Here is a 12,362-nt window from a genome sequence, read left to right as displayed (position 1 = left end):
GTGGCGGTAGCCGCCGCCATCTCGCTCTCAGCGCTGACCGGCCTCGGTGTCCTGGGCTACTCCATGGGCACCGAGGCCGAACTTCCCCCGCTCCCCGCCCTGCCGCAGCAGATCTCGTTGCCGGACAACCCGTTTTCACAGGCCAAGTCACCGGTGCCGGTTCGGGTGCGGACCACGCCGACGCCCCGATCGGCGCCACCGGCGGCCCGGGTCACACCGTCGCCGCGCACGGCGAGCGCTCCACGCCCGGCGATCACCGCGGCGGGCCGGTTCACGATCGCGCCGGGCGGTTCGGTACGCGTCGGCACCGGCACCCTGCACCGCTATCAGGTCAGCGTGGAGGACGGCGTACCCGTCGGGGTCGAAGCTTTTGCCCTTGCGGTGGAGCAGACCCTCGCGGACCCGCGGAGCTGGACCGCGACGAAGCGCTGGTCGTTCCAGCGGGTGGGGCCGGGGATGGCGGCCGACTTCGTGGTGCGGCTCGCGACGCCCGCGACGGTCGACCGGATCTGCGGCCGAGCCGGGATGGACACGATGGGCGAGGTCTCGTGCCAGGCGGGTACCAACGTGATGATCAACCTGCGCCGGTGGCAGCTGGCGATCCCGGCCTACGCCGCCGATGTACGCGATTATCAGCATCTCGTCATCAACCACGAGGTCGGTCATTTCCTCGGCTTCGGGCATCTGGGTTGCCCGGGGAAGGGCAAGCCGGCGCCCGCGATGATGTCGCAGTATTTCGGGCTCCACGGCTGCCGCACCAACCCGTGGCCCTATCCCGACCGTGCGTGACACTGTCACGATCCCACCGCACCTCGGTGCGGGCCCGGCCCGGCCCGGCCCGGCCGATGATCGTGCACGTTCCGGGAAATAGCCCCTTCCGCCCCGCAAGATCGTGTTACTTCCCGGAAGTAGGCCCTACCGGCACGGTTCGAGGGGACTACTTCCGGGAAAGTGCACGATCTTGCGGGGCGGGAGGGGGCTTCCCGTGCGCTGCGCGACGCTTTGCTCTGCTTACACGGACGCACCACCCACTAAGTCCGGACTTTCCCGGTGATGCGCCGGTGTAAGCAGAGCAAAGCGTCGCGCAAACCCACACCCGCCGCCCCGCCCGGAAATGCGATCGGCCCGCCGCAGCCGAAGCCGCGACGAGCCGCAGAGCGCGCGTCAGTGAGGAATCAGGCGATCCATTTGTGCAGCGTCTCGGCACCCAGGACGATCTTGCTGATCTCGACGTGCTCCTCGGGCTTGTGGGCGAGCTTCGGGTCGCCGGGGCCGAAGTTGAGCGCCGGGATCCCCATCGCGGAGAAGCGGGAGACGTCCGTCCAGCCGAGCTTCGCGGCCGGGACCGCGCCCGTCGCCGCGATGAACTCCGCCGCCGGGGGCAGGGTCAGCCCCGGCAGCGCACCCGGTGCCGCGTCGACGATCCGCAGCTCGAATCCGTCGAAGAGCTCGCGCAGGTGCGCCTCGGCCTCGGCGACCGACCGGTCCGGGGCGAAACGGTAGTTGATCTCCACCTCGCACCGGTCCGGGATGACGTTGCCCGCGACACCGCCGTGGATGCCGACCGCGTTCAACCCCTCGCGGTAGAGGCAGCCGTCGATCTCGACGGTACGGCCGACATACTCCGCGAGCCGGGTCAGCACCGGTCCGGCGCCGTGGATCGCGTTGACACCGAGCCATGACCGGGCGGCGTGCGCCCGCGTGCCGGTGATCGTGATCATCCCGCGCATCGTGCCCTGGCAACCAGCCTCGACGATGCCGTATGTCGGCTCCAGCAGGATCGCGAAATCAGCGGCGAGCAGCTCGGGCCGGACCTCGGAGACGAGGAAGAGCCCGTTGAACTTGCTGTCGATCTCCTCGCCCTCGTAGAAGAAGTAGGTGACGTCGAAGCGCGGCTCGGCGACCGTGGCGGCGAGGTGCAGCGCGAGCGCGGTGCCGCTCTTCATGTCGGAGGTGCCGCAGCCCCACATGATGTCGCCCTCCACCCGGGAGGGCAGGTTGTCGGCGATCGGCACGGTGTCGATGTGCCCGGCGAGCACGACCCGCTGCTCCCGGCCGAGATTCGTACGGGCGATGATGGTGTGCCCGATCCGCTCCACGGTGAGGTGCGCGAGACCGGTCAGCGCGGCCTCGATCGCGTCCGCGATCTCCCGTTCGTTGAGCGAGACCGACTCGATATCAACCAGCGCTCGGGTCAGCGCGACGGGATCGGCGAGCACCTGCGGAGTCAGCGGGGAAGACATGCAGGTAGCCTAGGCGATCGTGACGGAGACACGCATCACCGAACCTGCCTGGGGCCACGGCCTGGCGACGATCACGCCGGACGGGCAGCTGCTCGACGTGTGGTACCCGGCCGGCCACCTGGGTCTCGGCGCGCCGCCGACCGCCCCCGAGTTCGACAAGGTCGCCGAGAAGGCACTCGGGCTGCGGGTCGAGCCCGTCACGACCGTCATCGCCAGCCTCGCCGACGCACCGGTCGACGTCGCCGACGCATACCTGCGGCTGCACCTGCTCTCCCATCGCATCATCCGGCCGCACCAGGCGAGTGTGGACGGCATCTTCGGCGTCCTGCCCAATGTGGCCTGGACCTCCGCCGGACCGTGCCCGCCCGACCGGGTCGACGAGCTCCGCTTCGCCGAGCGCGCAGCCGGGCGCCACCTCGCCGTCTACGGGGTGGACAAGTTCCCCCGGATGACGGACTACGTGGTGCCCAGCGGCGTCCGGATCGCCGACGCCGACCGGGTCCGCCTCGGCGCCCACCTCGCTCCGGGCACGACAGTGATGCACGAGGGATTCATCAACTTCAACGCCGGGACGCTCGGGACCAGCATGGTCGAGGGCCGCATCGTCGCCGGTGTGGTCGTCGGCGACGGCTCGGACATCGGCGCGGGCGCCTCGATCATGGGCACCCTCTCGGGCGGCGGCAAGGAGATCGTCTCGATCGGCGAGCGCAGCCTGCTCGGCGCCAACGGCGGGATCGGGATCTCGCTCGGCGACGACTGCGTGGTCGAGGCCGGGTGCTACATCACCGCCGGATCGAAGATCACGCTCCCGGACGGCCGGGTGGTCAAGGCCCGCGAGCTGAGCGGTGCCGACGGCATCCGGTTCTGGCGCAACTCGGTGACCGGGGCGCTGGAGGCGGCTCCGCGTACCGGCACCGGGATCACGCTCAACGAAGCGCTGCACGTCTCGCAATGAGTGACGCGCTCACACCGCGTGGGGTGGCCGGCCTGCTGGCCACCCCCGGTTGTGAGCGCCGCGCGCGCCTCGTCGGGGTTCTGGACCACGCGGCGGTACGCCTAGGAGCCCCCGAACCGCACCAGAGCCCGTTCGCGCTGGCCCGCGCCGCCCAGTTCGCCGGGAGGCTGGCCCGCGACGAGCACGCCGCCGTCGTCGGGCTGATCCGCGAGCACCTGGCGATCGAACCCGGCGACACGGTCACGTCGACGCTGGCCACGGCCCTGGCCGACCCGGAGCCCCGCCTCCACGTCGTCCCCGGCCCGACGGTGATCCCGCTGCCCACCCGCCGCCCCGCACCCCCACACGCCGCAACTCTTCAAGAGTTGGTGTCATCCGCGAAGCCTCCAGCGACAGCGCCGCCCCCGCCCTCAACACCAACTCTTCAAGAAATGGTGCTGAGCACTGCGCGGCCGGACACCGGCCCCGAGCTCGACACCGGCCCGCTGCTGCTGGTCAGCGGCCCGACGCCGCACCTCGTCGCGGTCCGGACCTACGCGATGGTGGACGGTCAGGCGGACCCGTCGAAGGTCGCCGCCACCTCTCGCGAGGTCGCCGTGATCGTGGCCGCCCTGCGCGCCGCCCACCCCGCCGTCTCGGCCCGGGTGCTGCTCGTCCTCCCCCGCAACTTCGGCCTCGCGCCGACCGGGGCGCTGCTCGACGTGACGCCGCAGCTCGCCCGTCTGGGGCACCTGCGGCTGCCGGAGCCCGCGAGCCCGGATCACGTCGCCGACCTGCCGCACCGCTTCGGCGACGGCTGCACCGAGTGCCCGCTCTTCGACCACTGCGCGTCGGAGCAGACCGGCCTGGTGACGAGGCTGGGCGACACGATGACCAACCTCTGCGGACCGGGCACCACGGTCGCGCAGGCGCTCGCCGATCCGCCGCCGGACCACGTGGCCCGGCTCAAGCTGACCGCCGCCGACCAGGGCAGGGCGATCGCCCGGGCCACGGTCCGCCACGCCCACCTCGCCGCGCGCCCCCTCGTCGTCACCGGGCTGCACCTCGCCGGTGAACCGGCCGCCGTGGTGGCACTGCGCTACGGCACGGCGCCGGACGACGAGAAGCTCCTGGTGGTGGCCGAGCCGCGGGACCGGGAGCAGCGGATGGCGGTGCTGCGCGAGTTCGCGATCGACCTCACCGAGTACGTCAGCTCCTTCAGCACCGTCGAACCCGTCGTCCGCCGTGACTTCACCGTCGTCGAGTGCTCGACCGAGGCACCGCAGCTCATCACCCCCAACCCGGCGACCGCCGAGTGGCTCACCGATTTGCTCGGCAGATATCTGCGGCGTTCGCCGGATCTGGAGACCGTCCTGGGCGGGCTGCACCTGGGCTGGTTCGCCGGGCGGCGGGTCCTGCCCGGTGCGAGTGCGGTGCTCACGGCGACCGGGCTGCTCGGCGAGCACTGGGTGACCGGGCGGCTCGCCGCCGAGGACAGCCACCTGGGTTCGCTGCTCCGGCTCGTCGACCCCGCGCACCCCACCGATCCGATGCCGGCCGGGCCGGTCTCGGACCCGCTCTGGGACGGCGACGTGCTCGCCGATGTGCTCGGCCGGGCGGCTGAGCTGCGGCCCGTCGCGGAAGCAGCACTCGCCGGTGCCTGGCGGGACACGTGGCACACGCTCGACACGCTGCGGGCCCGGCTGCCGGAGATCGCCGGGCACGTCGACGAGCGCTGGGAACGCGATCGGTGGTCCTTCACGAGCCACCGCAACCGAGTCGAGGAGGGCACGGCCGCCTTCGCCGCTCGGCTGCGGGGCGTTCCGGCGTACCGATTCCTGCATGAGCTGGAGACGCGCACCGCCGCGCTGGAGCGCCAGCTCGCCCTCGACGACCCCCTGATCATGGAGCGTTACATCGTCTCCGGCGAGGCGCTCGCGGGGACGGTGACCAAGGTCGACCGGGAGCACACGATCACCGCTGCGAGCGGCCGTGAGCTGCTGCGACCCCGGATCTGGGTGGCGACGCCGACGGAGTTCACCCGGCCGCTCGGCACGGAGCTGTGGCTCGCCGCCGATCCGAAGCTCATGGCGGTGGTGGAGTCGATCGAGCCGGAGAGCGTGGAGCTGGTCGTGCAGAAGGGCGCGGTCCAGCGGGCCCAGCTCGGCCGCCTGCCCGCGACCGGCGCCGAGGTCGTGTTCGCGCCCTTCGGCAGCGAGGACATCTTCCCCAGCCGCCTGCCGGAGGAGCTGCCGTGGCAGTTCGGCACCCCCGATGAGTAGCCGCGCCGCCCACGAGGAGGCGATCGAGCGTGTCTGGAAGTACGTCACCTCCGGCGAGCGCACCGTCGTCGTCGACTCGCCGCCCGGTGCGGGCAAGTCGACGCTCGTCCGCGAGCTCACCCGCCGCCTCGTCGAGGGCGGTGCCGATGTCCCGGTCGTGGTCCAGACCAACGATCAGGCCGATGACCTGGTGATCGGCCTCGTACGCGAGCTGCGCGACCACCCCGTCGAGATCGGCCGCCTGCACGCGAGCGGGTGGGAGGCGCCGCCGGGCTTCCCCGTCCGCGGGGTGCGGACCGCCGCCAAGCTCGACGACCTGTCGAGCTGCCGGGTGATCGTGGCGACGGCGGCGAAGTGGGCGTTCACCTCGGGCCGCACGTTCGAGCTGGGCATTGTGGATGAGGCATACCAGATGTCGGCAGCGGCGCTGGTCCGCATCGGCGGGCTCTTCGACCGGCTGCTGCTCGTCGGGGACCCCGGTCAGCTCTCCCCCTTCACCATCGCCGACGAGCACGTCGTGCGGTCCCAGTCGGGGTGGCCGCTCGCGACGGCGGCCGGGATCATCCTGCGCCATCACCCGGCGACGCCGGTCGTCCCGCTCCCGGTGAGCTGGCGGCTCGCGCCGCACACCGCCCCGGTGGTCGCGGACGCCTTCTACGCCAGGCCGTTCACGGCGGGAATCGATCCGGGGGTACGCCGACTGGAGCTCCCCGCCGCCGCCCATCCCGTACTCACGACGGCTGCAACGACCGGCTGGGGCCTGGTCGAGCTCCCCGCGGCGTTCCTCCCCCGCACCGATCCGGAGCTGGTCGCGGCGCTGGTCACCATGGCCGGGCACCTCACCACCGGGGTGACGACGGTCGACGAGCGCCGCTCCCGCCCCCTGCTGCCCAAGGACGTCGCGATCGGCGTCGCCCACCGGGACCAGCGCGACCACGTCCGGGCGGCGCTGGACCGGGCCGGGCTGCAGCGGGTCACCGTCGACACGGCCAACCGGCTGCAGGGGCGGCAGTTCGAGGTGACGCTGGTCTGGCACCCGCTCTCGGGGCGCCGCGACCCGTCGGCCTTCCACCTGGAGACGGGGCGGCTGTGCGTCCTCGCCTCGCGGCACCGCCAGGCCTGCATCGTGGTGACGAGGGCCGGGATCGCCGACCAGCTGCACTCCTACCCGTCGGCGGAGCCGGTGTGGCTGGGCACGGACCCGCCCCTGATCGACGGCTGGGCCGCCAACCTCACCTTTCTGGAGCATCTCGCCCGGGTCCGCGACGCGGCTCCCATATCTTAAAGTGTCGATGGTGCGATAGCCTCGGGCTTCTTCGCGGGCTCATCGGCGAGTCCTTTTCGGCACGGACGAGTCCGAAGGAGACACCGTCAGTGGAGAAGCGGATCGCGTACCTCGGACCGGCCGGCACCTTCACCCACACGGCCGCGCGGGAGATCTGGGGCGACCGGGCGTTGCTCCGGCCGGTGTCCGCGGTCGATTTCATCATCGGCGAGCTCATGGCGGGCGGCGCCGACTTCGGTGTGATCCCGCTGGAGAACACCGTGGAGGGGATCGTCACGGCCAGCGTCGACGAGCTCGTCTTCCGCACCGCCGGGATCGTGATCCTGCGGGAGGTGTCGGTGCCGATCACGTTCGACGCCTACCGGGGCCGGGCCGACCGGGACGACGGCACGGACCAGCCCACGGTCATCGCCAGCCACGCGCACGGGCTCGCCCAGTGCCGGCGCTATGTCGCCGCGTCCGGGCTGCCGACCAAGCACTTCGCCTCGACGGCGGCGGCGGTCGAGGCCGCCGTGGCCGAGCCCGGGATGATCGCGATCGGCGCACCCGGCCTCGCCTCCCGCTACGACGTCGAGGTGATCGATCAGGCGGTCGAGGACCACACCGGGGCCTATACGCGCTTCGCCTGCATCGGCAGCGACGATCCCGCCACCGCAGCGCTGCCTCCCGCCCCCGATGACGTGGCCTGGAAGACGACGCTCGCGCTGACGCCGAGTGCTTCGCGTCCGGGCGTGCTCGCCGAGCTGTGCACCCTCCTCGCGGATCAGGGCATCAACATCATCTCGTTGACCTCCCGACCGCTGCCGGGCTTCCCCGGCGCATACGTCTTCGTGCTGACCCTCGCCGAGGACCCGGACTCGGTGCACGTCGCGCGCGGCGTGCAGGGCATCCTCCACAGTGGTGTCCGGCTGAAGTTCCTGGGCAGCTACCTCTCCGATCATCTCGTCCGGCCGGCGCCGAGCGACCGGCTGCTGACACCTCCGATCGGCAGCTTCGACATCAAGGACTTCCACCGGGTGGTCGCCCGCTTCCCCGGCCGTCCCGCCGCCTCGGGGCCGGTGGGGTAGCCATGGGGTTCCTCCACGCGCTGCTTCGCGATCGCAACATCGACGGTGTCCGGCAGATGGCGCTGGCGGGAGGAGCGGTCCTGTTCAGCGTGCTGAACTCCGTCACGCTCGCCTTCGTCCGGCCGAGCGGTCTCGGGCAGACGGCGGTGGCGGCCATCGTCTCGGCGTTCAGCCTCGCCGTCATCGTCCGGACCCTGCAACTGATCCTCCTGCGCTGGTGGGCGCATCCGATCCTGGGCGAGTGGGTCTACGAATCGTCGTCGGGCAACTGGGGCCTGGCACGGCTCGACATCCGCGGCGGCGATCTGCGCTACACCGTGCAGCTCTACCGGACGCAGGCCGACACCCTCGCCGCCGTCCGCCAGGAGCCCGGTTTCGTGGCGAAATGCTTCGCCACCGTCACCTCGGTGGGAGCGACCTACCTCGACGGTCAGGTCGAGCTGGTCTACAAGATCGGCACAACCACACAGGAAGGCTACGCACCCCGCAGCGGTATGTTGACTTTGTCGCCACTGTCCTACTCGGCGATGAAGGGTTACTGGCGCAGCGACATCCAGGGTTCCGAACCGTCCCGGGGTGTGCTCGACATGTACCGTCCGAACACATCAGGGAGCAGCGGTGGCGGATGAGACAACACCGAGGCTGCGGATCGCGGTGGTCGGGACCGGGCTGATCGGCGGCTCGATCCTGCTGCGGCTGCACGAGGCCGGCAACGACGTGCTGGGCTGGGATCCGCAACCCGCCGCCCGGGCGGCAGCCGCCCGGCGCCGCGTGCCCTTCAACGACCGTCTGGACGTCACGCTCAAGGGCCGCGACGTCGTCTTCCTCTGCGGCCCGCTCCGCGCCCTGCCGGAGAGCCTGACCGAGGTCGCGCGCCTCGCGGACGACGGCTGCGTCATCACCGACGTCGGCAGCACCAAGGCCGAGATCGCCGATCACGCAGCCCGGCTGGGCCTGGCTGACCGCTTCATCCCCGGCCACCCGATGGCCGGGACGGAGAAGGCCGGCCTGGACTCGGCGATCGGCTCGCTCTACGACAGCGCTCCCTGGGTCCTGTGCCCGAGCTCCACCGACGCGCTGCCCGGCTTCCGCCTGCTGACCCGGCTCATCATCGAGAACTTCGGCGCCCGGGTCGTTCCGATGGAGCCCCGGGCTCACGACGCGGTGGTCGCGCTCTCGTCGCACATCCCGCACATCCTCGCCGGCGCTCTCGCCGGTGCGGCGGCCGGATCCGCGGTCAAGCAGGCGGTCCTCGCGCTCGCGGCCGGGAGCTTCAAGGACGGAACCAGAGTCGCGGGTACGCCCAGCAGCCGCACCGCCGACATGCTGATCAGTAACCGCGCGGCGGTGGTCGCTCAGCTCGACCTGGTCCGCGCGGTCCTCGACGGGCTGGTGGCCTCGCTGGCCGACGCCGACGATGCCGAGTTGCTCCGGCGGCTGCAGGTCGGACGAGGGCTGCGCGAGGAGCTGCTGGACCGGTCCATGCTCCCGGTCACCCGAAGCTTCGATCTCGCCCGCGACGATCAGGCGGAGCTCGATTTCCTGCGTCGGCTGGGTGGCGACGGCGGTTATGTGACCGGCCAGGAGACGGACGCGACCACGGTCACCTACACGGCCCTCGCGACGCGCTAGCGCTCAGCCGAGACGCTCAGCGGCGGCGGCGATGCGCTCGTCGGAGGCGGTCAGCGCGATGCGCACGAAGCTCTCCCCGGCCGGGCCGTAGAAGGCACCAGGAACCACGAGGATGCCCAGGTCGGCAAGCCAGGCGGTGGTGTCCCAGCCGGGTTCGTCCCGGGTCGCCCACAGGTAGAGCCCGGCGGTCGAGTGCTCGATCCGGAATCCGGCCTTCTCCAGGCCGTCCCGCATGATCACGCGGCGCGCCCGGTAACGCTCGCGCTGGACCTCGACGTGTGCCTCGTCGCCCAGTGCTGCCACCATCGCCGCCTGCACCGGGTCGGGCACGATCAGACCGGCGTGCTTGCGGATCGTGAGCAGCTCGCGCACGATCGCCGGGTCGCCCGCGATGAGTCCCGCTCGGTATCCGGCGAGGTTGGAGCGCTTGGAGAGCGACTGCACCGCCAGCAGGCCGGTGAGGTCGCCGTCGTTGACCGCGGGGTCCAGCACCGAGATCGGCGTCTGCTCCCAGGGCAGGCTGAGGTAGCACTCGTCCGAGGCGAGCACGGCGCCGCAGCCGCGCGCCCACGCCACCCAGGCGCGCATCTCGTCGAGGTCGGTCACGCGCCCGTGCGGGTTGCCCGGCGAGTTGATCCAGACCAGCGCGGCCGGAACGCCGGGCGGGGAGTCGGCCCGGAGCACATCGGCACCGGCGAGCATCGCGCCGACCTCGTAGGTCGGGTAGCAGACCTCGGGGATGACGACGGTGTCACCGGCGCCGAGGCCGAGGAACGTGGGCAGCCAGGCGACGAGTTCCTTCGAGCCGACGGTCGGGATGACCCCGAAGTCGCCGACGGCAGCCGACGTCCGTGTGAGGTAGGCGCGCATGGCACCGCGCAACGCCACGCTGCCCATGGTCAGCGGATAACCGGGCGCATCGGCTGCGGCGCTCAGCGCCGCCATGATGGCCGGGTCGACCGGATCGACCGGCGTGCCCATCGAGAGGTCGACGAGCCCGCCCGGATGACCGGCGGCCAGCGCCTTCAGTGGTTCGAGCCGGTCCCAGGGGATGTCGGGAAGGCCGGCGGCCTTGGACCGCCGGCCCGCGAACCCGCTCAGTGAGCTTCCCCGCGCGGCGGCTCGGCCGCGACGAAGGGAGCGTCCGCCGCGATCTTGCCGATCTTCGAGGCGCCGCCGGGCGAGCCCAGGGTCTCGAAGAACTTGTAGTTCGCGTCGGTGTAGTCCTTCCACTGCTCCGGCACGTCATCCTCATAGAAGATCGCCTCGACCGGGCAGACCGGCTCGCAGGCGCCACAGTCCACACACTCATCGGGGTGGATGTAGAGCATCCGGTTGCCCTCGTAGATGCAGTCGACGGGGCACTCCTCGATGCACGCCTTGTCGAGAACATCGACGCACGGCTCGGCGATGATGTATGTCACGGGGTCGTCCTTCCGCAAAGAACCTGCCGCCCGCCCCTTGGTAGGCCGGCCGCCGGGTACAGCCTAGTATCCACGCCCAGGCGCATCTAGATACGGGGAGGCGGTTGATCGTGCTCGGTCCGGGGCTCACTCCGCACGATGTAGGAAAGCGCGTCGTGGTGCGCCGCAAGGTGACGGGCGGCACCGCCGAACGTCCGCTATTTACGGATATTCTCGGCGACCTGATCGAGATCAACGAGATATTTCTGACTCTTCGTTCCGAGGGCGGCGAGGTGCGCGTACCCATCGACGAAGTCCACCGGGCGAAGACCGTGCCGGCGCGGACGACCAGGCGTGCCGCGGAGATCGCGGCCCTGGAGCTCGCGGCCGCGCGGGCCTGGCCCGCACCCGTCAGCGAGCGGCTCGGCGACTGGTGGCTGCGCTCCGCAGAGGGCTTCACCGGGCGCGCCAACTCCGCGCTGCCGGTCGGCGACCCCGGCCTGCCGCTCCCGGCGGCGCTCGACGCGGTCGCGGAGTTCTACCGCGGTCTGGGCCGCACTCCCCTGATCGACGTGCCGCAGCCGCTGGCGCAGCCCGTCGCGGATGCCGCGCTGAAGGCCGGGTGGCTGCCGGACTGCACGGTCCTGGTCCAGTCGACCGCGCTGGACGCGCTCATCGCCGCGACACCCGACGGTGCGGCGTGCACGCTGCACGACGGCCCGAGCGACGACGAACTCGCCCTCATCGCGGGCTCGCGCGGTCCACTGCCCCCGGCCGCTCTGCACGTCCTGACCGCGGTGGACAGGCTCACCTTCGCCAGGTACGCCGAAGAAGGCCGCCTCCTGGCCCGGGGCAGGGGCACGGTGACCGACGGCTGGCTGGGGCTCTACGGGATCGAGACCGTCCCGTCGGCCCGACGGCGTGGCCTCGCCCAGTCGGTGATCGGCCGCCTCGCCCGCTGGGGCGCGCAGCAGGGTGCCGAGCGAGCGTTCCTACAGGTGGAGTCGAGCAACGAGACGGCGATCGCCCTCTACGCACGGCTCGGGTTCGCCACCCACCACCGCTATACGCGCTTGGCCCTCGCGGCGTAGGACTTGAGCTGCTTGGACCGCAGGTCCTGGCCGATGGCGATCAGCACCGCGAGCCCGAGGAAGACACCGGCGGCGACGAAACCCGCGTACCACCAGACCTGCTCGAAGAAGGCTCCGGCACCGCTGGCGAAGGGCTTGCCGCCGGTGACGAACGGCCCGACGATGATGCTGAGCAGCCCGCCGATGGCGGCGGCAGCGGCGATGTCCGCCACGACCACTCCGACCGACCGGTCCCGGCCCCAGATGAAGGCGACGACGGCGAGGACGAGCGCGACCGCGCCGAAGGCGACGAATCCGACCGCCGTCTCCTTGCTCGTATCGCCCTCGAAGGAGGCCTTCGAGACGATCCGCCCGACGATATTGATGGCGAAGAGGACTCCGGCGATGATGCCGATCCACTTCCAACGCTGAGCCATGTCTCATCC

At 71.4% G+C, this 12,362-nt stretch carries 12 protein-coding genes; 8 read left to right on the top strand and 4 right to left on the bottom strand.

Features of this window, described 5'->3' with window-relative positions:
• Nucleotides 1-789, top strand: a complete 789-nt coding sequence (locus tag F4553_RS25210; protein WP_221470010.1) for a DUF3152 domain-containing protein — start codon at nt 1-3, stop codon at nt 787-789.
• A gap of 386 nt (nt 790-1,175) precedes the next feature.
• On the opposite strand, the gene dapE is transcribed toward F4553_RS25210, so the two are convergent.
• Nucleotides 1,176-2,243 carry a succinyl-diaminopimelate desuccinylase gene (dapE, locus tag F4553_RS25205; RefSeq protein ID WP_184839912.1) on the bottom strand — a complete coding sequence of 356 codons (1,068 nt, stop codon included), beginning with the start codon at nt 2,241-2,243 and terminating at the stop codon, nt 1,176-1,178.
• Between the two features lie 19 nt (nt 2,244-2,262).
• On the opposite strand from dapE, the gene dapD reads away from it, so the two are divergent.
• The 6 genes from dapD to F4553_RS25175 all read left to right on the top strand — a co-directional run bounded on the left by dapD (nt 2,263) and on the right by F4553_RS25175 (nt 9,443).
• Nucleotides 2,263-3,198 (top strand): 2,3,4,5-tetrahydropyridine-2,6-dicarboxylate N-succinyltransferase, encoded by a 936-nt coding sequence (gene dapD / locus F4553_RS25200; protein WP_184839910.1) that lies wholly within the window; start codon nt 2,263-2,265, stop codon nt 3,196-3,198.
• 23 nt (nt 3,199-3,221) lie between these two features.
• Nucleotides 3,222-5,459: a hypothetical protein gene (locus F4553_RS25195; protein WP_184839908.1), complete on the top strand. Its 2,238-nt coding sequence runs from the start codon at nt 3,222-3,224 to the stop codon at nt 5,457-5,459.
• A complete protein-coding gene (locus F4553_RS41925) occupies nt 5,452-6,744 on the top strand; it encodes an AAA family ATPase (RefSeq protein ID WP_184839906.1) in 1,293 nt (430 codons plus the stop codon). Before F4553_RS25195 ends, F4553_RS41925 begins: the two co-directional genes overlap by 8 nt.
• Nucleotides 6,745-6,833: 89 nt before the next feature.
• Nucleotides 6,834-7,811, top strand: coding sequence for a prephenate dehydratase (locus F4553_RS25185; RefSeq protein WP_184839904.1), 978 nt, complete (start codon nt 6,834-6,836; stop codon nt 7,809-7,811).
• Between the two features lie 2 nt (nt 7,812-7,813).
• Complete coding sequence (locus tag F4553_RS25180) at nt 7,814-8,440, top strand: hypothetical protein (RefSeq protein WP_184839902.1); 627 nt, start codon at nt 7,814-7,816, stop codon at nt 8,438-8,440.
• On the top strand, nt 8,430-9,443 hold the full coding sequence (locus tag F4553_RS25175; protein ID WP_184839900.1) for a prephenate dehydrogenase: 1,014 nt from the start codon (nt 8,430-8,432) through the stop codon (nt 9,441-9,443). The genes F4553_RS25180 and F4553_RS25175 overlap by 11 nt, the downstream gene beginning before the upstream one ends.
• 3 nt (nt 9,444-9,446) lie before the next feature.
• On the opposite strand, the gene dapC is transcribed toward F4553_RS25175, so the two are convergent.
• Both dapC and fdxA read right to left on the bottom strand, forming a co-directional pair.
• Nucleotides 9,447-10,544: a succinyldiaminopimelate transaminase gene (dapC, locus tag F4553_RS25170; RefSeq protein ID WP_221470470.1), complete on the bottom strand. Its 1,098-nt coding sequence runs from the start codon at nt 10,542-10,544 to the stop codon at nt 9,447-9,449.
• Nucleotides 10,541-10,867 (bottom strand): ferredoxin, encoded by a 327-nt coding sequence (gene fdxA, locus F4553_RS40235; protein ID WP_312875351.1) that lies wholly within the window; start codon nt 10,865-10,867, stop codon nt 10,541-10,543. Before fdxA ends, dapC begins: the two co-directional genes overlap by 4 nt.
• 155 nt (nt 10,868-11,022) lie before the next feature.
• On the opposite strand from fdxA, the gene F4553_RS25165 reads away from it, so the two are divergent.
• Entirely contained in the window at nt 11,023-11,937 is a 915-nt protein-coding gene (locus F4553_RS25165) for a GNAT family N-acetyltransferase (protein ID WP_312875350.1), read from the top strand.
• Here F4553_RS25165 and F4553_RS25160 read toward each other — a convergent pair.
• Complete coding sequence (locus F4553_RS25160) at nt 11,910-12,353, bottom strand: hypothetical protein (RefSeq protein WP_184839894.1); 444 nt, start codon at nt 12,351-12,353, stop codon at nt 11,910-11,912. The genes F4553_RS25165 and F4553_RS25160 overlap by 28 nt on opposite strands.
• Nucleotides 12,354-12,362 lie beyond the last annotated feature (9 nt).

It is taken from the genome of Allocatelliglobosispora scoriae, from assembly GCF_014204945.1.
In the GTDB taxonomy this organism is placed as follows: domain Bacteria; phylum Actinomycetota; class Actinomycetes; order Mycobacteriales; family Micromonosporaceae; genus Allocatelliglobosispora; species Allocatelliglobosispora scoriae.
This window is presented reverse-complemented; position numbering and strand designations above follow the sequence as displayed.

Bases quoted from the DNA above. Each gene is read 5' to 3' on its own strand.
- F4553_RS41925 (WP_184839906.1), top strand. From the start codon at position 5,452: ATGAGTAGCCGCGCCGCCCACGAGGAGGCGATCGAGCGTGTCTGGAAG.
- F4553_RS25180 (WP_184839902.1), top strand. From the start codon at position 7,814: ATGGGGTTCCTCCACGCGCTGCTTCGCGATCGCAACATCGACGGTGTC.
- F4553_RS25160 (WP_184839894.1), bottom strand. From the start codon at position 12,353: ATGGCTCAGCGTTGGAAGTGGATCGGCATCATCGCCGGAGTCCTCTTC.
- dapE (WP_184839912.1), bottom strand. From the start codon at position 2,243: ATGTCTTCCCCGCTGACTCCGCAGGTGCTCGCCGATCCCGTCGCGCTG.